We start from the raw sequence: 21902 nt of genomic DNA, 5'->3' as shown, positions 1-21902 counted from the left end.
GGTTTATTGTCCGGCTTCCTGAAGCTCGATACGGAGCGGGTCGGGGCCACGCAGTTTGACGCGTTGATGGGCTTCCAACGCCATTGTCTTGCCAGCCACATCCGGCTGGATGGGCAATTCCCGGGCACCGAGGTCAATCAGGGTGGCCAGTATGATACTGGCTGGACGGCCATAATCGAAGATCTCATTCATGGCCGCCCGGATCGTCCGGCCGCTCATGATGACATCGTCAATCAGGATGATGTCACGGCCTTCGGTATCGAAGGGCAGACTCGAGGGTTTCACCCGGGGATTCAGGCCGATGCGGCTGAAATCATCGCGGTAGAAGGAGATGTCCAGTTCGCCGAACGGCTCTTCGATGCCAAGGCGTTTGCTCAGCACGTCGGCCAGCCAGACGCCTCCGGTCCGTATACCGATCAGGACCGGGGATTGCACGCCCCGTTGCTCGAGCGCCTGACGCAGCCCGGTTTCCATCTGGTCAAGCAACTGATCAATATCAAGCAATGCCGTCATTCGGTCCTCACTGTTGAAAAAAGGTTTCCAGGATCAGCACCGCGGCCCGGTCATCCACTCCGTGGCGACCAAAATCACGACTGCCTCCGGCGGCCATCACTTCACCCTTGGCCTCGAAGCTGGTGAGCCGCTCGTCCACCATCTCGACCGGCACGTGGTAGCGCCCATGCAGGCGCTTGCCGAATTTGCGCGCCCGGGCACACATATCGTTTTCGGTGTCGTCCATGTTGAGGGGCAAACCGACCACGACCAGGTCCGGACGCCACTCCTCGAGCAGGGACTCAATCTGTTGCCAATCGGGGATACCGTCTCGGGCAGGAATCAGAGCCACCGGTTGGCCGGATCCAAGCAACTCCTGACCAACCGCTACGCCAATACGGCGGGTGCCAAAATCGAACGCCATGACGCGACGGCTGGCCGGTTCAGGCATGACCGACCGATTCGCTGAGCTGATTGAGATCAATGCCGATCAGCTGCAGCACCGCCTTGTAGCGCTCTTCCCAGGGAGTACGGAACAGGATGTCGGTGTTGGCCGGACAGGTGAGCCAGGCGTTGCTGCCCAGTTCCTCTTCCAGCTGCCCTTCGCTCCAGCCGGAATAGCCCAATGCCACCAGGTACTCGTCGGGACCTTCGCCACGACCAATGCCTGCCAATACATCGCGGGATGTGGTCAGCAGAACATCATCGGTGACCTTCGCCGTGTTCTGCCAGCTGGTGCCTGGGGGATGCAGCACAAAGCCGCGTTCCGGCTGCACCGGACCACCGCTGAATACCGGCAGATCCAGCTCGCCGCCTGGCAGGTCCAGTTGTTCCAGGATTTCACCAAGGTGGATGTCCAGCGGCTGATTGATCATTAACCCCAGGGCACCGTCGTCGGAATGCTCGCAAATGTAGATCACGCCGCCATGGAAACGGGGATCAGCGAGATAGGGCGATGCCACCAGGAACTGGTGGCGCAAGCTATGGGGAGAGTGTTTTGATGCTGTCATCCGGATGTCAGCCCCCGACGCTGGAAGGACCAGGTACGTATGATTTCGAGTTCATCCACCTCTTTCCGCATTTCGTCCGGAAATGGTGCAAAAGGTGAGGCCATCCTGACTATACGGATGGCAGCATCATCCAGGACGGTGCTACCGGAGGACTGCAGGATCGCCACCTCTTTAATGGTGCCGTCTTTCTTGAGTGACACCAACATTCGCAGTGTGCCATAGATTCCGGCATTACGCGCCTCGGTCGGGTAGTTGATATTCCCCACCCGCGTTACCTTGCTCACCCAGTTCTGAACGTACCAGGCGTTGGTGGACTTGAGCGTAGAGGCGGCGGTTACCCGCATCACCCTGGGTTTGCGGGCATAGGCCTGCTGCTGGGCATCGAATCGGGCCTCAAGGCTGGCAATTTCCAGGCTGCGCTCCATCAGGCTCTTTTTCTCGCGAACCGGCAGAGGTTCCTCTTCCGGCGTGGTGCGCTCTTCAGGCTGGCGAACCTTCTGACTGGAAGAACTTTCGGTCTGAACGACCTGCTTTTCCTGGCGCGGCTGCGGCTCGGTTTGCGCAGGAGGCTCGGGCTGAACCTGTGCCACCTGCGGCTGGCTCACCTCCGCCGGTTGCGGGGTGGTCATTTCCCGAACCTCTTCCTCGGTACCACTGCCCTTCTGACTGGTCTGGGCCAGGAAATCCGCCTTCTCCGGAGCTACCTCATCGTCAAACTGGGACAGGGTGATTTCCATGGTCTGGGCAGAGGAGCGGGGCGGTTCAGGCGCAAAGGTGATTCCCAGCACCACGATGGCGTGCACCGCCAGCGCCATAAACAGGGTGAAGGAAAACCGGTCGAAGTCGCTTACCTGAACTGCCATTCCTGATATGGATCCTGTCGTTATACCTGCCCGGCCGCCATCACCGGATTATGCCTGGCCCAGACGCTTCGCAATCGCGTCCATCAATAAGCCACCAATATCGATCCCGAAGGCCGCATCGAGTTCCCGGATACAGGTCGGGCTGGTGACATTGATTTCGGTAAGGTAGTCACCGATGACATCCAGACCCACGAAAATGAGGCCCTTCTCTTTGATCACCGGGGCAACGCGTTCGCAGATCTCGCGATCCCGCGCGGTCAGTTCACGACCCTCACCCCGGCCGCCGGCGGCCAGATTGCCCCGATTCTCGCCATGGGAGGGTATTCTCGCAAGTGAATAGGGTACCGGTTCACCGTCGATCAGCAGGATGCGCTTGTCGCCATCGCTGATTTCGGGGATGTATTTCTGGGCCATGGCCTGGTGCGTGCCATAGTTGGTAAGGGTTTCGATGATGACACCGAGATTGAAATCGTTTTCCCTGATACGGAAGATCGAATGACCGCCCATGCCGTCCACCGGCTTCATGATGACATCGCCGTGTTCGGCGTAGAACTCACGGAAGCGACTCGCCGAACGGCTGACAAGTAGTGGCGGCGTCAGGTCAGTAAACTGCGTGGCGAACAGCTTCTCATTGCAGTCACGCAGCGTGGACGCCGGATTGACCACCAGAGCGCCCTGCTGCTCGGCCGCCTCCAGTATATAGGTGGCCATCAGGAACTCCCGGTCTACCGGCGGGTCCTTGCGCATGAGGATGACATCCAGATCTCCCAGCGCCCGGTCCTGGGACGGCCCGAAGCCGTACCAGTTTTCCGGATCCATGTGCACAGTCAGGTCACGGGTGTGCGCCATGGCACGGCCACCGTCCAGGTACAGGTCGGGGAGCTCCATGTACTCGATTTCCCAACCGCGTTTCTGAGCAGCCAGCAACATGGCCAGTGAGCTGTCTTTCTTGAAGTGGATATCTTCAATCGGATCCATCACGATCCCGAGTCTGACGGTCATGGGCGTTCCTGCACTCCTGAGGGTTAAAAACACGAACCGGTCTGCAGAGCGGACCAGACATTAAGTGCTATGCTTTGAAATCAGATGGTATTGTACCCGAACTGCAAATGCATCCGGAGAAATCCTCAGTCAGTTACGTGACGTTGCGGGCAGTAGTACATTTGGTCACAAACTAATACTTTTTATCCGGCCATTGATAATCTATAAATGAGCGGGGTTTATAGAAGAACCTTAAGGTTTGTGTTAAAACCCCCGTTTTAAAATAACGACAGTCGCTGAGCGCAAGGCAGTTGGACAATGGATGACAACTTCGAGAACTTGAAGATCATGGTGATCGACGACAGTAAAACCATACGTCGCACCGCAGAAACCCTTCTGAAAAAGGTCGGCTGTGAGGTCATCACCGCGACTGACGGCTTTGACGCTCTTGCCAAGATTGCCGATTCACAGCCGGACATCATTTTTGTCGATATCATGATGCCCCGCCTGGACGGCTACCAGACCTGCGCACTTATCAAGAACAATTCCTCCTTCAAAAAGACGCCGGTTATCATGCTCTCCAGCAAGGACGGTCTGTTCGACAAGGCCAAGGGCCGCATCGTCGGCTCGGACCAGTATCTGACCAAACCGTTCAGTAAGGATGAGCTGCTTAATACCATCCGCCAGTATGTTCCACAGGCGGAACAGTAAACCTGCTGACCCAAAGAACCATCGAGGAAACCATGGCCCGCATTCTTATTGTTGACGACTCCCCTACCGAGGTTAAGAAAATCTCCACGATCCTGGAAAAGCATAAGCACGAGGTGCTTACAGCTGACAACGGCGCAGACGGCGTTGCCAAGGCTCGTGCAGAGACCCCGGATCTGGTTCTGATGGATGTAGTTATGCCCGGCCTGAACGGCTTTCAGGCAACCCGCCAACTGACCCGCGCCCCGGAAACCGCGTCCATCCCGGTCGTCATCGTAACCACCAAGGATCAGGAAACTGACCGCGTTTGGGGCACCCGACAGGGCGCCAAGGGTTACCTGGTCAAGCCGGTTAACGAAGACGACCTGATCAAAACAATCAACAGTCTGATTGCCTGATCCCCAACCGTGGAGTAAGCATGTCCGCCCAGGCCGCCCCTTTTGCCGTTCTGACGGATATCGCCGCGCGCAGCCGGTCGCTGGCTGCCGGCCTGCCGGAACAACAGCAAGCCGTTGAACTGTGGAACGGCATCGGCTTCGTTCTCGCAGGCGAACGGTACGTTGCCCCCATGGGCGAAGTCACTGAAATCCTCCACGTCCCCCGGTTTACCCATATACCGGGGGTTCGCCCGTTTTTGCTTGGCGCGGCCAATGTTCGCGGCCGCCTCCTGCCCCTGGTTGATCTTGCCGGCTTTTTCGATATTCCCCGCTCTTCCCGTAGCCAGCGGGAACGGCGCGTGCTGGTGGTAGAGCAGGGTGACATTTTCAGCGGGCTGGTAGTCGATAGTGTGCTGGGCATGCAGTATTTCGCAACTGACAGTTTCAAGGATTCGCCCGAGGGCGTGCCTGAAAACGTTCGACCGTTTGTCTCAGGCGGTTATGAACGCAACGAGGAAGTCTGGAAAGTGTTTTCGGCCGTCGACCTGCTCGAGGACGAACGATTTCTTGACGTCGCACAGTGGTAAGGGTGGTGACAATGGCAGGAACATCACCCTGACCGCCTGAAACCCGAAAAAACAAACTTGCCAATTTCTTGAAGAGGCCGGGAGCCAGAAAATGAAGAACAGAGCCGGAAGACTCAGTATGGGACAGGGAGGCAACAAGCTGGTTGCCGGCCTGATCGCCGCGCTGATCGCACTCACTATCCTGCTCGTTGTGGTGCTGTTCATTATCAATACAGACAGCCAGAACGATCAGGAATACATCGCCAACACCGCCGAACTGAGGGTGCTCTCTCAGGAGATTGCGAAGAACGCGACCGAGGCTGCCGGCGGTACAGCCGAGGCCTTCAACCAGCTGCGCCGCTCCCGTGACGAATTCCAGCAGCTCTGGACCAACGTAACCGAGGGTAATCCGGAAACCGGTCTGCCGCCGAGTGAACTGGCCCAGCAGAGTGGCGTTCAGGAAAACTGGAACACCGTGCGGGAAAACGCCGACAGCATCCTCTCCACCCAGGATGCGGTGCTCGGTCTCCACGAGGTTGCCCGGACTCTGAACGAAACCATTCCGCAGCTGCAGGTTGAGTACGACGATATCGTACAAATCCTGCTCGACAACGACGCACCCGCCGAACAGATCGCACTGGCGCAGCGTCAGTCACTCCTGGCGGAGCGGATTGTTCGCTCGGTTAACAACGTACTCTCCGGTGACGAAGACGCGGTTATTGCCGCGGACCGTTTCGGTCGTGACGCAAGCCTGTTCGGTCGAGTGCTCGAGGGCCAGCTGAACGGCAACCCGGCGATGGGTATCTCTCAGGTTAATGACGAAGACGCCATCTACGGCCTCGAAGCGGTCGATGAACTGTTCCAGTTCGTTTCCCAGAACGTAGACGCGATCCTTGAGGCCTCTCCCGACCTCTTCAAGGTTCGTACTGCCGCCAGCGACATCTTCCAGAATTCAGAGATCCTCCTTTCCGAACTCTCGGTACTGGCTGAGAACTTCCGGACCCAGTCCGGCTCACGACTGGTCAGCCCGACCCTGGCCTTCGCCATCCTGGCCGCCATGGTTGCGATCGTTGTCTTCATCGGTCTGGCCCTGTACCGCGAAGCCCAGGCCCGACTGGCTGCCACCCAGGAGCAGAACGAGCAGAACCAGAATGCAATCCTGCGACTGCTGGACGAACTGGCCGACCTCGCTGATGGTGACCTGACCACCGAGGCCACGGTTACCGAGGACTTCACCGGTGCCATCGCCGACTCCATCAACTACGCGATCGACCAGATGCGCGGACTGGTACAGGCGATTCGTGGTACTGCGGTACGGGTAGCTTCAGCGGCCCAGGAAACCCAGGCTACGGCCATGCACCTTGCTGATGCTTCCGAGCACCAGGCCCAGGAAATTGCCGGCGCGTCCGCCGCGGTTAACGAGATGGCTGTGTCCATCGACCAGGTATCCTCGAACGCTGCCGAATCCTCTGCGGTTGCGGAGCGGTCGGTTGCGATCGCGAAGAAAGGCGCGGAAGTGGTACAGAACACCATCCGCGGCATGGACAACATCCGTGAGCAGATCCAGGAAACGTCCAAGCGGATCAAGCGCCTGGGTGAGTCTTCCCAGGAAATCGGTGACATCGTATCCCTGATCAACGACATCGCCGACCAGACCAACATCCTGTCCCTGAACGCCGCGATCCAGGCCTCCATGGCCGGTGACGCGGGCCGGGGCTTCGCGGTGGTTGCGGACGAAGTTCAGCGACTGGCGGAACGTTCCTCCGCGGCTACCAAGCAGATTGAAGCGCTGGTTAAGACGATCCAGTCGGATACCAACGAAGCGGTTATCTCCATGGAACACACCACCGCCGAGGTGGTCCGTGGTGCCCGTCTGGCCCAGGACGCGGGTATCGCACTCGAGGAAATCGAGAACGTATCCATGTCTCTGGCGGAACTGATCCAGAACATCTCCAACGCCGCGCGTCAGCAGTCGTCGTCGGCCGCGCACATTTCCAACACCATGAACGTTATCCAGGAAATCACGTCCCAGACCTCCTCGGGTACCAATGCGACCGCGAAGTCCATCGGTAACCTGGCAGAAATGGCGTCCGAGCTGCGGTCTTCCGTTGCCGGCTTCACCCTGCCGGAAGAAGACGTGGCGGAACAGGAAGAAGAGGAAGACAGCGACGTTCCGGTGGTGGGCTGATTTCCGTTCCAGGGCTGTTGACGGTTTATGGCGCAAATGCATAACAACCTGTCACCTGCCGAGGGCATCTGGTCACTGCGCCGACTCCCGGATATGGACGAGGCGCAGTTCAGCCAGTGGCAAACCCTGCTGGAACACCGAACCGGCATAACCCTGTCCGCGGAACGCCGTTCGTTTCTGGAAACGAACCTTGGCATCCGGATGCGGGAGATCGGCTGCAGCAGCTATCAGGCCTATTACGAAAAAATCGTATCCGGGCCCGATGCAATCCGGGAATGGTCAACACTGGTCGATCGGCTCACGGTTCAGGAAACCCGGTTTTTCCGCGACCCCGACGCCTTCCGGCTGGTTTCCGACTACGTCCTGACCCGGCCTCGGGAGCAGCTGAAAAAGCGCCCCCTGGAGGCCTGGAGTGTCGGATGTAGCACCGGAGAGGAACCGTACACTCTGGCCATGGTGCTGAATGAATGCATGAGCCAGCTGGCGTTGCAGCCGCTGTTCGGTGTCACCGGCTCTGATATCAGCAAGCCGGTGATCGAGAAAGCCCGGAACGGTCAGTTCAATCCCCGCAAACTGCTGGGAATGGATGAAGACATGAAAGCCCGGTATTTCCGCCCGGCCGAGCGGAATACCGTAGAAATTGTGAACAGTATCCGTGACAGGGTGTGCTTTACCAGACTGAATGTTCTGGATCTTGATAAAGCACCCATGCACGGGATGAACATCATCTTCTGCCAGAATCTGCTGATTTATTTCCGTCGCTGGCGCCGGCGGGAGATTGTCAAGCGACTTGCAGAGCGGCTGGCGCCCGGGGGGTTGCTGGTTCTGGGCCAGGGAGAGCTGACCGATTGGCAGCCTCCCGGGTTACAGAGAGTCCCCTCGGAACATGTGCTGGCGTGGATCAAACGCCAGACTGACGAAGAATAACCGGAGTGGTTATGGGCAATCACCATGACAGCATCGCCCTCGACTGGGTTCGGGGTGAGATACAGGACACGCTGACCCAGGGTCAGCATGCACTGGAAGCGTATGTCGAGAATCGTGACGACACCGCGCGCCTGCGCTTCTGCCTGAATTATCTCCATCAGGTACACGGCACCTTGCAAATGGTCGAGCTCTACGGTGCAGCCCTGCTCACCGAGGAAATGGAAAAGCTCACGCAAGCCGTGCTCAACGAAACCGTTGCCAATACCGACGAAGCCGTTGAGGTCCTGATGCAGGCCATTCTGCAGCTGCCCCAATACCTCGAGCATCTGGCCAGCAGTCAGGACGATTTTCCGATGGTGCTGCTGCCACTGCTTAACGACCTTCGGGCCGCCCGTGGCGAATCCCTGCTGTCTGATACTTCATTGTTCAAACCGGATCTGGCGCCCTCACGAATCACAGTGACCGGCAAGGTATCGCAGCGCCTGCAAGACCCCACCGTTCTGGGCCACATCCGCAAGCTGCGCCAGATGTACCAGTTTGCGCTGGCCGGCGTCATCCGGGAAGCGGATCTCGATGCCCATTTCGAGTACATGCAGAAGGTGATCCAGCGGCTGATCCGTTTGTGCCAGAAAACGCCCCGGGGTGAGCTCTGGAAAGCGGCCAGTGCGTTCGTGGAAACACTGCAGGCACACGTCAATCCGGTGAACGCAGCAGTGAAATCCCTGCTCAGGGAACTGGACAGTGAAATCCGCCGGCTTACCGACGAGCATGCGGACATCCTCCAGCAACCGGTACCGGAAGCGCTGCTAAAACACCTGCTCTATTACGTTGCCCGTGCCCGGGATCTGGATTTGCCTCAGGTCAGCGCCCTGCGGGAGGCCTACCAGCTGAACCAGGCACTGCCATCGGAAGACGATGTTGATGCCGCCCGAACCCGGGTATCTGGTCCGGGCCGGGACGCCATCCATTCGGTGGTGGGTGCGCTCAACGAAGAGCTGGCCAAGCTCAAGGACCAGCTGGACTTGTTTGTTCGCTCAGAGCTGCGCCAGAACAGTGAGCTTGAGGACCTGCTCCCAGGTTTGCGCCAGGTGGCCAATACCCTGGCCGTGCTGGGTCTGGGGATACCGCGGAAAGTGATCACCGAGCAGGTCGAACTGGTTGAGAAACTCAGCGCCCAGGCCGAGCTGGTTGACGATGGCACGCTGATGGATATCGCCGGCGCACTGCTTTACGTCGAAGCCAGTCTCGCCGGTCTGGACAGCGAAGGTCAGCAAGAGTCGTCCGCTGACGAAACCTCCGATACACCGATTAACCTTGGCTCCCGGGAACTGGGTGAGGCGAGCGGCGCGTTGTTGCGGGAATCGCGGAACACTCTGGAGCAGGTGAAATCCGCCATCGTCAATTTCATTGCCTCGCAATGGGATACCCGGGAAATCGAGCATGTCCCCGGCCTGCTGCACAGCATTCGCGGCGGCCTCAGCCTGATCCCGCTGGACCGGGTTGCAAGCATGCTGGCCTCGGCAGAGCGCTACATCAGCGATGTGCTGCTGGACGGCAAGCAGGTTCCTGACTGGAAGCAGCTCGACATCCTGGCCGATGCGGTTACCAGCATTGAGTATTACCTGGAGCGCCTCGCTGAAGGGATTGGTGAAAACGATTCGATTCTGCGGGTTGCCGAGGACAGTCTCGCTTCCCTCGGCTTCCCGGTTGGGGCTGAGCCCACCTGGACTGAAACCACGGCCCAGGAAGAGACCGTCGCTGAACCGTCTTACGAGCAGGATGAAGTCAGCGTTTCGACCGCCCCGGAAGAAGCCAAAAGCTCGGATTCGGAGCTCCTGGACGACGAGATTCTTGGCATTTTCGTTGAGGAAGCCGAAGAGGTACTCGAGACCATTCATGAATTCTATCCCCGTCTGCGCCAGAATCACGACGACCGTGAGGCTCTGACCGAAGTTCGTCGTGCTTTCCATACGCTCAAGGGCAGCGGACGACTTGTGGGCGCGACCAGTATCGGCGAGCTGGCATGGTCTGTGGAAAACCTGCTGAACCGGGTGATCGATCAGACCATTCGCCCCACCGAAGACATGTTCACCCTGGTGGACGAGGTCAATGCCCGCATTCCATCACTGATCCGTGAATTCAAGGACGGCCAGACCGCAGGCGACGTGGAGGAGCTCATCAACCGGGCCGAGGCCATGGCAACCACCCGTCGCACCGACGACGATGCCGTGACGGCGCAGGACATTCCCGAGGTCGAAGACACCGTCGCCGGCTCGGGAGAAGAAGAGCAGGAAACCCCGGAATCCATCGTTGAAGAAGCCACCGTTGAGGCCGTGTCGGATGAGTCCGCCGATGACGATGACCTGATTGACGATGAAATACTTGAAATATTCGTCGAAGAAGCCGGTGAGGTGCTGGACACCATTCGCGAATACCTGCCAATGCTTTTGCGCCAGCACGATGACCGCAGCGCTTTGTCAGAAGTTCGCCGTGCCTTCCACACGCTGAAAGGCAGTGGCCGTATGGTCGGCGCGCTGGTTGTTGGCGAATTGGCCTGGTCCGTGGAGAACATGCTGAACCGCGTTATCGACGGCAGCATCTTCATGAACGATGACATCGCCAGTCTTCTGGAGGATGTCACTGCCAGCCTGCCGGCCCTGGTCGACGATTTCGAGAAGCGCCGTGCGGCTTCCCTCGATACCGCCAACCTCGAAGCCCGCGCCAACGCCCTGGCCAGCGGTGAGATTCCTGATGCCAGCATCATGCCGGCGGCCGAATCGGACGGCTCCGAAACCGTAGCGGAAGATGAGATCACCACTGCAGGCGCAGAGATCGAGACGGCTGAAGAAGATGCGGTCGACCCGGTATTGCTGGATATTTTTGAAAGTGAAACCGAGACCCATCTGCAGACGCTGAAGGATTTCCTGTCAGCAGCCGGAGACAAGACCACGGTTACCTATACCGATGATCTTTCCCGGGCCCTGCATACCCTCAAAGGCAGCGCCCATACCGCCGGCATTGCACCCATTGCTGCTGTAATCACACCACTGGAACGCTTCGTCAAGGAATCCCGGGCACAGAACAAGCGGGCCAACCGCGACGTGCTCTCGCTGATCGAATCCGCCTGCGATTTCCTGACCCAGGGCCTGGCCCAGATCCGTGAAAATCCACAGGCCTCGCTGCCTGGCACCGAAGCCTTCCTCGAGAAGCTGGACCAACTGACGGAAGAGACACTCCGCGGCCACAGCGAGGAAGCTCCGCGCCAGCATCCGCAGCAGGCTCCGTCACGGCTGGTTCAGCTGTTCCTGAACGAAGGCCTCGACATTGTTCTGGATGCTGACCGGATTCTCGACCACTGGGCGGACAACCCCGGCGAGATGGAGTCGTTGAACCCGTTGCGTTCCGAGCTGGAGCAGTTGACCTCCGGCGCCTCCGAAGCAGGGCTCAGCGACGTCGCCGCGCTCTCAAGCGCGTTGAAAGACACCTACGACGAAGCCGCCAGAAACGATGAAGCGCCGGACGAAACCTTTTTCGAGACCGTTCGGGCAGCTCACGAACAGCTGATCAACATGATGGATCAGGTGGCTGCCGGGCTTGCCACGGAATCCAGCGACGACATGGTTACCGCGCTCGAAAACCTGAAACGGGCCCCGAGCACAGAAAACCAGGAACCCGACGCCTTCGAGCAGGAATTCACCGGTGAACTCGAGGAAATCGATCTCAGCTTTGAGATGGATGAAACCGAAGTACCGGCAAATGAAGAACCAGCGGCGGCCGAACAACCGCCGCTGCCGGAAATGTCCGAATCCGATGATGACATGGACGAAGAGCTTGCGGAGATCTTCCTGGAAGAGGCCCGCGACCTCATCGACAGCACCGCCGAAGCGCTGCAGAGCTGGAGCGAAAATACCGGAAACCTGGATATCCTTCGGTTGCTGCAGCGGGATCTGCATACCCTTAAGGGTGGTGCACGCCTGGCCGACATTCCTGCCGTAGGCGATCTTTCCCACGAGTTGGAAAACCTGTTTGAGGGACTGACCGAGCAGCGGCTATCGATCAATGATGAGCTCTCAGATCTGCTGTTCCGCTGCCACGATCGGCTTGCGGGCATGGTCGAGAACCTTGAAGCCAAGGAGCCACCGCGCCCTGCGCCGGATCTGATTGGCGAAATCCAGGCGTACATCGACAGCGCCACCGGAACACGCCCGGTCACCAATGTTGCGAGCCCTGAAGAAGAAGCAGAACCGGATTTCAACGACGAAGAGCAGGCCCCGCTCCCGGAAGTCGAGGAACCCGTCGATTCCGATTCAGAAACCGCGGAAACCGGCGAGGTGGAAGACGGTGTTGCCGATCTCTCGCACCTGGATCCGGAGCTGGTCGGCATTTTCCTGGAAGAAGCCTACGACCTGATCAACTCTACCGGCAGCGCCCTGCACACCTGGACCGAAGACCCGTCGGACCGGAGCATTGCCGCGGAACTGCAACGGGATGTTCACACGCTCAAGGGTGGCGCCCGGATGGCTGGCGTTGAGGCCATTGGCGACCTGACCCACGTGCTCGAAGACCTGTTTGAAAAGGTTGCGGAGGGGCAGCTGGAAGCCAGCGACGCCATGAACGACCTCTTGTTCGCCTGCCATGACCGGCTGGCGCAAATGGTTGAGCAGGTGGCGACGCAGAAGCCTTGCCCACCGGCGGAGGAGCTGGTCGCTCGCGTCCAGTCCATCCTTCGGGGCGAGTCGGCGCCGTCCGATGATCGTGTACAAGAGCCGGAACAGCCGGCAGGGGCCGAAATTGCCGAGGCGCCCCCCGAGGAGTCAGCAGATGCCCCCGACCTCAGCGAGACTCTGACACAGGCCAGCGATGATGACCTGATCGGCATCTTCCTGGACGAAGGCCTGGAAATCTACGACGCCATTAGCGAGTGTCTGGACCAGTGGCGCGACGAGCCGGAGGAACTGACCGGACTGACCCAGCTGCAGCAGGAACTGCATACCCTCAAGGGTGGCGCACGGCTTTCTGACGTCGATCCGATTGCCAACCTGGCAGAAGCCTGGTCCGACGCTCTGGATCCCCTCATCTCCGGGTCCAATAACCAGAAGACGTTGCTGAAGCTCAGCGACCGGGCATTGGGCAGCCTGAAGACCATGCTCAACAGCCTGGAACAGGGCAGCAAGCCCGAGCCCGATGCGGACCTGATTGAGGACTTCCGGGTGGCCCACGAAGTGGCCGCCGAAAAGACCGCTGCTCCCCGAGAAGAGTCCCAACAGGAAGCGATCGATCCGGAAGTACTGGAAATCTTCCTGGAGGAAGCCGGTGAAATCATGGACCAGCTGGAGCAGCTGCTCGATGACTGGCGCAAGGAGCCGGCAAACCACACCTTCAACCAGGAAGCCCAGCGTGCATTGCATACGCTGAAAGGCGGCGCCCGCCTCTCCCAGCTGACCCAGCTTGGCGACAGGGCCCACGCCTTTGAGACCCGTCTGATCGACCTTGGCGGCAATGCCCCGGATGAGTCCCAGTGGCAGGCCATTACCGAAGATCACGACGCCATCATCGCCCTGGTTGCCGACATCCGTAAGGGTTATGAGTCCGGCATGGGTGTGCCCTCGGCAAAGGCCGAACAGCCTGCGCCAGCCCCGGCCGCGCCGGAACCGAAAAAGCCTGAAGAGCCGACGCCTCCCGCCCAGGCAGAAAAACCGGTAGCACCGGCACCCAAGCCCGGGAAATCGCCGGCCAAGGTTCGCAAACAGGCGGCCGAGGCACAGCGGGCGGCCCAGGAGACCATTCGGGTGTCCGCGCCGCTTTTGGATGAGCTGGTCAATCTGGCGGGTGAAACCAGTATTACCCGTGGCCGGCTTGAGCAGCAGACCAGCGATTTTGGCCATACCCTGGACGAAATGGCCGCAACCATCGAGCGTCTGCGTGAGCAGCTACGCCGGATGGAAATCGAGACCGAAGCCCAGATCCTGTTCAGTGCCGAGAAAGAACACGGACCGGATTACGGCGACGACTTCGACCCGCTGGAGATGGACCGCTACTCCTCCATCCAGCAGCTGTCCCGGGCTCTGACCGAGTCCTCCTCGGACCTTGCAGACCTGCGGGAAACCCTGTCTGACCGGGTACGGGACACTGAAACCCTGCTGGTGCAGCAGTCCCGGATCAACACGGAACTCCAGGAGGGTCTGATGAAGACCCGGATGATTCCGTTCGCCTCCATGGTGCCCCGTCTACGGCGCATCGTTCGCCAGATCAGCGGCGAACTTGGCAAGAAAGTCGACTTCGATGTCCGCAACGCCGAAGGCGAAATGGACCGGAACATCCTGGAGCGCATGATCGCGCCCCTGGAGCACATGCTCCGGAACGCCCTGGACCATGGCATTGAAAGCCCGGCGGACCGTAAGCAAGCCGGAAAGCCGGAGACCGGCGAAGTCACACTGTCACTGACCCGCGAAGGTGGCGACGTTGTCCTGAGGATGATCGACGATGGCGCCGGCATTCCCTCTTCGGTCATTCGCGACAAGGCGATCCGTCAGGGCATGCTGCGGGAAGACGAGGATCTGTCCGAGCGGGAAATCCTGCAGTTTATCCTGCAACCCGGCTTCTCCACCGCCCAACAAGTGACCCAGATTTCCGGCCGCGGCGTGGGCATGGACGTCGTTGCCAGCGAGATCAAACAGCTTGGCGGCAGCCTCGACATCGATTCCGCCGTTGGCCGCGGAACCACCTTTACGGTTCGCCTGCCGTTCACGGTTTCCGTCAACCGGGCGCTGATGGTGTCCACCGGCGAGGATTTCTACGCGATCCCGCTGAACACCATCGAGGGTATTGTCCGGGTCAGCACCTACGAGCTTGAGGAATACTACAAGCCGGACGCGCCGATGTACGAATACGCCGGCCAGGAATACCGGCTCCAATATTTGGGCAGCCTGCTGAACAGCGATCACCATCCGAAGCTGCAGGGGCAGGCCCTGCCGCTGCCGGTGATTCTGGTGCGCGGCGCTGAGCAGCCCATGGCCCTGCAGGTGGACAACCTGATGGGCAGCCGGGAGATCGTTGTTAAATCCCTTGGCCCGCAGTTCAGTTCGGTGCGCGGTGTGTCCGGTGCCACCATCCTGGGTGACGGGAACGTGGTGGTGATTCTCGACCTGCCTGCGATGATCCGTTCCGACATCCTGTCCGAGCGCCAGCGCCTGGCCAATCTCGAGAAAGCCCGGGAGTCTGCACGGTACGAGGAGCAGGCTACCGTGGTCATGGTGGTGGACGACTCGGTTACCGTACGGAAGGTTACCTCACGACTGCTGGAGCGCAACGGCATGGAAGTCATCACTGCCAAAGACGGCCTGGACGCGGTCGCACAATTGCAGGATCACAAACCGGACATCATCCTGCTGGATATCGAAATGCCGAGGATGGATGGTTTCGAGGTTGCCAGCTTCGTGCGCCACGACGACAGCCTGCGGGAAATTCCGATCTGCATGATCACCTCACGGACCGGCGAGAAACACCGAGAACGCGCGCTGGCTATTGGTGTGAACGAGTATCTCGGCAAGCCGTTCCAGGAAACCGAGTTGCTTGAGACTATTGAGCGGCTGACCGGACGTCAGTGATGGCCGGCCAGACTGGCCGGCCAAGGGTCGGGATCGTCTCGGATGTGGTTCTGCAGCGACACCGACTGCAGGCCGCGACATCAAAGTTCGGTCTGGAGGTGCGTTTTTCCGGGGATCCCGAGCGTTTGCTGGGCTACCCGGAGTTCCCGGATGCCAGCCTCTGGCTGGTTACCCTCGAAGACGAGGCAGATCACCCGTTACTGTTCGATCACCTGCTTGAAAATACCGACGCACCGGTACTGTTCGGATTGGATGAAGCACCCAAGCCGGGAAGTACCGAGTATTTTCGCTGGGAACGACGTTTACTGGGCAAACTTGAGCAGCAACTGGGACATCTGGAAGAGCTGGACTCAGAAGCCACTCTGACAGAACTGGAGCAGGAAACGCCGGCACCAGCACCATCGCCGGGACTTCCTCACTGGATAACGCCTGCCGTACCCGGTTCGGTGGCCGAGGAAGTCTGGATTCTGGGCGCTTCACTGGGAGGGCCGGCGGCGGTTAAGACGTTTCTGGACCACCTGCCGCCGAATCTGCCCGTGGGCTTCATCTACGCCCAGCACATAGATGGTAACTTCACAGAGGTTCTTACGCGGGTACTGGGTCGCCACGCCCATTACCAGCTCAAGCGAGCCGAGGAAGGTTATCGGGTCAAGAATGGTGATGTGGTGCTGATGCCGGTGGAGCACGAATGGAAGCTGAAAGAGCACGGAGCCCTCACCGAAACCAGCAATGCCTGGCCGGGGCCCTATGGCCCTTCCATTGATCAGGTCCTGCTTAACGTCGCGGATCATTACGGCCAGCGCTGCCATGCTATTCTTTTTTCCGGCATGGGTAATGATGGCGCTATTGCAGCGCCTTTACTGAAAGCCTACGGTAGCCGGATCTGGGTCCAGGAGAGCACAAGCTGCGGCAACAGCTCTATGCCCGAATCCGTCGCCGCCACCGGTTGCAGCGGTTTCTGTGGCACCCCGGAGCAGCTGGCACGGGAACTGGTAAAAACCATCGAAGAATCCTGCCTGCTCAAGAGCCGGCAGAAACGGGACTCCGCCTGAGGTAACACGCAATGAATGACAACAGCCAATCCCTCTCCTGCGTCATGATTCCCATGAGCGGACGGCAACTGTTGCTGCCCAACGTCTCGATTGCGGAAGTGGTCGACTATGCCAGCGCTGATGCCGGCGCGAACACGCCGGAATGGCTGGTTGGCTACCTTGACTGGCGGGGCCTGCAACTTCCGGTGATTTCATACGACGCGGCCAACGGCGGCGCCCTCACCGTTCCGGGCGATAATCGGGGCCGCATCGTGGTCCTCAACACCATTGGCGATCACCACAAGGAAGTCCCGTTTATGGCACTGGTTACCCAGGGCATTCCCAGCCAGGCCCGTTTGGCGGAAGACCAGGTCAGGAAGCTGGAGGGTGAACCGGGGCCGGCGGATCTGATGCAGGTCGAGGTTGAAGGTGAGCATGCCTGGATCCCGAATCTGGAATTTCTGGAATCCCTGGTTGTAAAGTCCCGACACTGACCCGTGCCACTGCCGGACATGGCAGACAGCCCTGCAAATGTTATAATGTTTCAAATTTTGCAGGATTGCGACCATGTCTGCCCGTGCTATTCCCTACCGGCCTCACAACCACGATGCCTGTGTCAGTCAGGCCCTGACTGACGCCCGGACCATTTGCCAGCGGCAGAATGCCCGACTGACGCCCATCCGGGAACGAGTTCTGGAACTGATCTGGCAGTCCCACAAGCCGCTGGGCGCCTACGACGTGCTGGCGGAACTGTCGTCCGATGGTCATAACGCTGCGCCGCCCACCGTTTACCGCGCACTGGATTTCCTTCAGCAGCATGGGCTGGTGCACCGCATCGCGTCGCTCAACGCCTTTATCGGCTGTACCCACGCGGGTGAAAGCCACACCGGCATGTTTCTGATCTGTCGCGCCTGCGGCAATGTGCTCGAACTGACCGCTCCAGAGGTTTCAACAGAGGTTCGTAAAGCCGCATCCGGCGAAGGCTTCCGGGCCGAGACCACGACGCTTGAAATTGCCGGCCTTTGCCCCCGATGCCAGTCGGAGCCGGGCCATGACTGATCCTCTGGTCACCCTGGAGAACCTCACTGTCCGGTTTGACGAACGCCCCGTGGTTGATCAGGTCAACCTGAAGATTCACCGTGGCGACATCATCACCATCATTGGTCCAAACGGGGCAGGAAAGACGACACTGATCAAGGCCGTACTGGGCATCCAGAAAGTGTCTGAGGGTCTGGTGTCCCTGAAAAAGAACCTGGTGATCGGGTACGTCCCGCAGCATCTGACGCTGGAGGCCACACTGCCCCTGAGCGTCAAACGGTTCATGCTGCTCAGCGGCCGGTCCCTCACAGAATGTGAGTCTGCCCTTGCCCGAACCGGCGTCGGACACCTGCTGCATTCCTCTGTACACCACCTCTCCGGGGGAGAGAAGCAGAGGCTGTTGCTGGCTCGGGCCCTGGCCCGCAAACCGGACCTTCTGGTCCTTGATGAACCCGCCCAGGGCGTCGACATCAATGGCCAGGCGTCATTGTATGATCTGATACGCCAGTTAAGGGATGACCTGAACTGCGGTGTTATCATGATCTCCCACGACCTGCACCTGGTCATGGCAGCAACCGACAAGGTTATCTGCCTGAACCAGCATGTCTGCTGCAGCGGTTACCCCGAGGACATCTCCCACGACCCGGCTTTCATCGAGACATTCGGTCGCCCCGTGGCAGAGTCCCTCGCGGTCTATCACCATCACCACAACCACAGCCACGATCTGCACGGGGATGTTGTCGAGGGCAGACACACGGAGTGTGACCATGCCCATCATTGACGCGATTCTGGACGATTTCTTCTGGCGCGCCCTGATCGGCGGACTCGGCGTGGCCCTGGTAGCCGGTCCATTGGGCTGTTTCGTGGTCTGGCGACGACTGGCCTATTTTGGCGATACCCTGGCGCACTCGGCCTTGCTCGGCATCGCCCTGAGCTTCCTGATCAGCGTACCGCTGAACCTCGGTGTGATCATCACCTGTGTGGTGCTGGCCATGGCACTGGTACTCCTGTCACGGACCCGGACTCTGGCAACCGATACCCTACTGGGCATACTGGCCCACAGCGCCCTGGCCATAGGGCTGGTAACCCTGAGCTTCATGCCGGATGTCCGTGTCGATCTGACCGGCCTTCTGTTCGGGGATCTGCTGGCCATGAGCCGTGAAGACCTGCTGTGGATCTACGGCGGCGCGGCACTGATCATTATCCTCCTTGCCGTGCTCTGGCAGGGGTTGCTGATGAGCACGATTCACGAAGAACTCGCCCGGGTGGAGGGTGTTGCCGTAGAGCGGCTTCGCCTCGTTCTGATGCTGATGTTCTCACTGGTCATTGCGGTAGCCATGAAAATCGTGGGCGTGCTGCTGATTACCGCACTGCTGATTATTCCTGCGGCAACCGCCAGGCGCCTGGCCCACAATCCGGAAATCATGGCAGCCATGGCCGTCGGATTCGGGTTTGTCGCGGTGAGCGGCGGTCTGAGTCTGTCCTGGCACCTGGACACACCGGCCGGCCCTTCCGTTGTTGTCACGGCTTTTGCCGTATTCCTGCTGGTCTACGGCGCAGCTGGCAAAGTCCGGACCTGAGCATTTCCCTCTCTTCATGAGCTGGACTAGAGTATAGGAGTAACGTCGGTCTGTTCTGAGGGTACAGACCCAGCCGCAAAGGACGCCCGGCATGGAAAGCTCGACTCCAGCCCGTTTCCGCAGACCGGTCTTATGGCCAGGAATCTGGATTCCCCTGCTTCTGGTCGCCGCCGGCCTGCTGGTAACCGGAATTACTGCAAACATTGAAGCGCGTCGGGCCATGGCGCTTGCCGAAGCGCGATATCACGCCCAGCATCAGGCCCTGGTGAATCATCTGCTGGCCAACGTTCCGGACCAGTCGATGGTGGGCGACCACAACCAACCCGTGTCGGCCTGGCTCCAGGCCTTGTTCAGTGACACCCTGCCGGATTCTCTCGGACTGCGCATCGACACCCTCGAACGACATACCAAGATGCCGCTGTTGGAACTGGGCACCAACGGTTCGGTGGACCCGACACGGGCGCTGCGTACCGAAGTTTCGCCAATGGATCAGAACTGGATACTCACGACCGTGCCGTCTCCAGAGGGACTTGAAGCGGTCGCCCAAGCCTCCCGACGAACCGTCTGGATCGCCGGTGCAGCCCTGTCGGTGTTCGCGGCCGCCCTCACCCTGGTGCTGAACCGACGGCTACACCGGCAAACACTTCACATTCGTGGTCTGGAACAGAGAGAAATTGGTGCTGACCATCAGATCGCCAACTTTCAGGTCGAAAAATCGATACTTCGGCGGGCACTGAACGATAGTGAGCAACGGAGCCGGGATCTGGTGGCCCTGTCCGGTGCGGTCATATGGGAACTGGACGAAAGAGGCAGGATCGGTTTTGTTTCACCGCAAATCGCCGAACTTCTGGACCAGGCACCCGCTGACCTGGTCAACCAGCCCCTGGAGGAACTTGTTGCACCGGCGTCCCGGGACAATTTCCGGCGAGCTCTCGCAGCCGCCCGCAGTGACAGTTCCATTGAACGCGTTGATCTTTCCCTGGTCCATCGTGACCAGGAGACGGAGATTCCAGTAGTACTCAGGGTTCGGGCGCTGAAAGACCCGGTTCACGGCCTCTCGGGCTTCAGGGTGAGTACCCTGCAGCGAATGGCGCTCTACTCGAGCGCTTTGTGACTGCCATCGCAGAGAGGGGCGTTACCGGTTTGCTTGCACCCGCAGAACCACACCCACTCTTTCTTCTCCGCCTCGTATTTGATCGGGGTTATCCCGGTCCCCTTGTGGGAACCGTCACAGAATGGCTGGCTACTACTGCGGCCACAGGCACACCAGAAGTAGTTCTTGCCCGCCTCAACCATCACAGAGAACGGTGTCTTGCTGGCGACCACCGGTTTTTCATCCGACATAACATATCCCCCGATTCGTGACTTTACTGCACCAGTATAGTCACTCTTTCGGAAGCCCTGTGTTCAGAGCGGCCTGATGACATCGGGCAGGCGCCGGGTTTCGGTGAGTTCCATAAACTCATCGCCAAGGCGATCACTCTCGGCAATCGCCGAACGCCAGGCCCGTTCCCGGCCGGCATCGTCACCGGCATAGCGCTCGAAATCCTTCCGGTCCGGGAGCTTGCGGTCAGGCAGGGACTCCAGATAGCTTCTTGATGGCGCAACCAGCAGCACGTCCTGCAACCGGGAGGCGTCGCCCCGCCGCCAGGGCAGGGACTTGTCGAACCAGCCGGGAACCACCTTATCGGTGAAATGCGGGTAGAGCACCACGCCAGGCTGCTGGTAAGGCAGATCCAGGTGGTAGTCCAGCAAACCACCGTCTCGATAGACACCCTCGGGCGCGCCGGGGATATTGCGGACACCGGACATCACCAGGGGGATAGATGCGGAGGCCAGGAGAGCAGGCAACAGGTTATCCCGGTTAAACGCAACCTCGTGGCTGGGAAAATCCACCAGGTTGGACACAGGCGCTTTCAGGCGGGCGTCATGGATGATGCCCCGCTCCATGAACCTGCCCAGATGACGACGACTGACCATGTTGGCGCTGATCGCGCCCATAAGGCCGAGCCCCAGCCGGCCCCGGGCGTCTTCCGCCAGCATGCCAAGGCTGCGAACGACCACAACGTTCAGTCGGTACCATGGGTGGTTCAGAATGGCGTCTTCCCGCCCACCGAGCAGCTCTTCCAGAAACAGCACGCTCTTGCGGCTCACTTCCTCAGCGCTGACACCCTTGGCAAAGCGTTGTGCGGTATAAAGTTCCGCCAGCCGGGCAAGCTGGGCTTTCGGGTCATCGGAGGAAGCCACGGCGGCAAAACGCCAGCTGCCGATCGACGAGCCGATCAATGATCGCTCCTGGGGAACCCTTGGCAACCAGTCACCGAAAATGGCTTTATCCAGGCCACTTATTCCCAGAGCCTTGGGGCCACCGGCAGCACCCGGAATGACATGCACATCCTCGGGCGACAGCGGCGTTTCCCTGAGGCGCTGCATCGCGCGCCGGCCTGCCCGGATCGTCAGAGCCGGTTCTCGGATGTGAATAGCAGTCATAGGATGGTCCCTGGGCGTGTCCCTGAATCAGTCCCGCGGAGTTT

At 59.6% G+C, this 21902-nt stretch carries 19 protein-coding genes; 12 read left to right on the top strand and 7 right to left on the bottom strand.

Annotation, left to right across the window (positions count from 1 at the left end; genetic code table 11):
- Nucleotides 1–3: 3 nt before the first annotated feature.
- From pyrR to gshB, 5 genes are read right to left on the bottom strand one after another with little or no spacing between them, the layout of a single operon-like run.
- Nucleotides 4–513 (bottom strand): bifunctional pyr operon transcriptional regulator/uracil phosphoribosyltransferase PyrR, encoded by a 510-nt coding sequence (gene pyrR, locus BM035_RS06510; protein ID WP_092030778.1) that lies wholly within the window; start codon nucleotides 511–513, stop codon nucleotides 4–6.
- A gap of 7 nt (nucleotides 514–520) precedes the next feature.
- Nucleotides 521–943 carry a Holliday junction resolvase RuvX gene (gene ruvX, locus BM035_RS06505; RefSeq protein ID WP_008175643.1) on the bottom strand — a complete coding sequence of 141 codons (423 nt, stop codon included), beginning with the start codon at nucleotides 941–943 and terminating at the stop codon, nucleotides 521–523.
- On the bottom strand, nucleotides 936–1502 hold the full coding sequence (locus BM035_RS06500) for a YqgE/AlgH family protein (protein ID WP_039882120.1): 567 nt from the start codon (nucleotides 1500–1502) through the stop codon (nucleotides 936–938). The genes ruvX and BM035_RS06500 overlap by 8 nt, the downstream gene beginning before the upstream one ends.
- Nucleotides 1499–2365 carry an energy transducer TonB gene (locus tag BM035_RS06495; protein ID WP_092030776.1) on the bottom strand — a complete coding sequence of 289 codons (867 nt, stop codon included), beginning with the start codon at nucleotides 2363–2365 and terminating at the stop codon, nucleotides 1499–1501. The genes BM035_RS06500 and BM035_RS06495 overlap by 4 nt, the downstream gene beginning before the upstream one ends.
- Before the next feature lie 48 nt (nucleotides 2366–2413).
- Nucleotides 2414–3367, bottom strand: coding sequence for a glutathione synthase (gene gshB, locus BM035_RS06490; protein WP_014578672.1), 954 nt, complete (start codon nucleotides 3365–3367; stop codon nucleotides 2414–2416).
- A gap of 297 nt (nucleotides 3368–3664) precedes the next feature.
- Between gshB and pilG the strand changes: the two genes are divergently transcribed.
- The 12 genes from pilG (at nucleotide 3665) to BM035_RS06430 (ending at nucleotide 20482) form a co-directional block, all read left to right on the top strand.
- Nucleotides 3665–4057 carry a twitching motility response regulator PilG gene (gene pilG / locus BM035_RS06485; RefSeq protein ID WP_008175635.1) on the top strand — a complete coding sequence of 131 codons (393 nt, stop codon included), beginning with the start codon at nucleotides 3665–3667 and terminating at the stop codon, nucleotides 4055–4057.
- A gap of 32 nt (nucleotides 4058–4089) precedes the next feature.
- Nucleotides 4090–4452 carry a twitching motility response regulator PilH gene (pilH, locus tag BM035_RS06480; RefSeq protein ID WP_011787171.1) on the top strand — a complete coding sequence of 121 codons (363 nt, stop codon included), beginning with the start codon at nucleotides 4090–4092 and terminating at the stop codon, nucleotides 4450–4452.
- A gap of 20 nt (nucleotides 4453–4472) precedes the next feature.
- A complete protein-coding gene (locus BM035_RS06475) occupies nucleotides 4473–5018 on the top strand; it encodes a chemotaxis protein CheW (RefSeq protein ID WP_008172777.1) in 546 nt (181 codons plus the stop codon).
- Between the two features lie 91 nt (nucleotides 5019–5109).
- The gene (locus tag BM035_RS06470; RefSeq protein ID WP_175497350.1) at nucleotides 5110–7185 is read left to right on the top strand and encodes a methyl-accepting chemotaxis protein; all 2076 of its coding nucleotides are present in this window, start codon (nucleotides 5110–5112) and stop codon (nucleotides 7183–7185) included.
- 27 nt (nucleotides 7186–7212) lie between these two features.
- Nucleotides 7213–8112 (top strand): CheR family methyltransferase, encoded by a 900-nt coding sequence (locus BM035_RS06465; RefSeq protein ID WP_069182281.1) that lies wholly within the window; start codon nucleotides 7213–7215, stop codon nucleotides 8110–8112.
- 11 nt (nucleotides 8113–8123) lie between these two features.
- Nucleotides 8124–15719 (top strand): Hpt domain-containing protein, encoded by a 7596-nt coding sequence (locus BM035_RS06460; RefSeq protein WP_092030772.1) that lies wholly within the window; start codon nucleotides 8124–8126, stop codon nucleotides 15717–15719.
- The gene (locus BM035_RS06455; RefSeq protein WP_092030771.1) at nucleotides 15719–16771 is read left to right on the top strand and encodes a chemotaxis protein CheB; all 1053 of its coding nucleotides are present in this window, start codon (nucleotides 15719–15721) and stop codon (nucleotides 16769–16771) included. Before BM035_RS06460 ends, BM035_RS06455 begins: the two co-directional genes overlap by 1 nt.
- 11 nt (nucleotides 16772–16782) lie before the next feature.
- Nucleotides 16783–17244 (top strand): chemotaxis protein CheW, encoded by a 462-nt coding sequence (locus BM035_RS06450; protein ID WP_008172769.1) that lies wholly within the window; start codon nucleotides 16783–16785, stop codon nucleotides 17242–17244.
- A 73-nt stretch (nucleotides 17245–17317) separates the two neighbouring features.
- Nucleotides 17318–17809 (top strand): Fur family transcriptional regulator, encoded by a 492-nt coding sequence (locus tag BM035_RS06445; protein WP_014578678.1) that lies wholly within the window; start codon nucleotides 17318–17320, stop codon nucleotides 17807–17809.
- A complete protein-coding gene (gene znuC / locus BM035_RS06440) occupies nucleotides 17802–18569 on the top strand; it encodes a zinc ABC transporter ATP-binding protein ZnuC (protein WP_092030769.1) in 768 nt (255 codons plus the stop codon). Before BM035_RS06445 ends, znuC begins: the two co-directional genes overlap by 8 nt.
- The gene (locus BM035_RS06435; protein ID WP_092030767.1) at nucleotides 18556–19368 is read left to right on the top strand and encodes a metal ABC transporter permease; all 813 of its coding nucleotides are present in this window, start codon (nucleotides 18556–18558) and stop codon (nucleotides 19366–19368) included. Before znuC ends, BM035_RS06435 begins: the two co-directional genes overlap by 14 nt.
- Nucleotides 19369–19459: 91 nt before the next feature.
- Nucleotides 19460–20482 (top strand): PAS domain-containing protein, encoded by a 1023-nt coding sequence (locus BM035_RS06430; RefSeq protein WP_008172765.1) that lies wholly within the window; start codon nucleotides 19460–19462, stop codon nucleotides 20480–20482.
- Here BM035_RS06430 and BM035_RS06425 read toward each other — a convergent pair.
- Both BM035_RS06425 and BM035_RS06420 read right to left on the bottom strand, forming a co-directional pair.
- Nucleotides 20464–20712, bottom strand: coding sequence for a CDGSH iron-sulfur domain-containing protein (locus tag BM035_RS06425; RefSeq protein WP_092030765.1), 249 nt, complete (start codon nucleotides 20710–20712; stop codon nucleotides 20464–20466). The two genes, BM035_RS06430 and BM035_RS06425, sit on opposite strands and share 19 nt — an antisense overlap.
- 63 nt (nucleotides 20713–20775) lie before the next feature.
- Entirely contained in the window at nucleotides 20776–21858 is a 1083-nt protein-coding gene (locus BM035_RS06420) for a patatin-like phospholipase family protein (protein ID WP_092030764.1), read from the bottom strand.
- Nucleotides 21859–21902 lie beyond the last annotated feature (44 nt).

Origin of the sequence: Marinobacter sp. DSM 26671 (genome assembly GCF_900112835.1) — a bacterium.
In the GTDB taxonomy this organism is placed as follows: Bacteria; Pseudomonadota; Gammaproteobacteria; order Pseudomonadales; family Oleiphilaceae; genus Marinobacter; species Marinobacter flavimaris.
The sequence above is the reverse complement of the archived record's forward strand: the minus strand, read 5'-3'. Positions and strand labels throughout refer to the sequence as shown.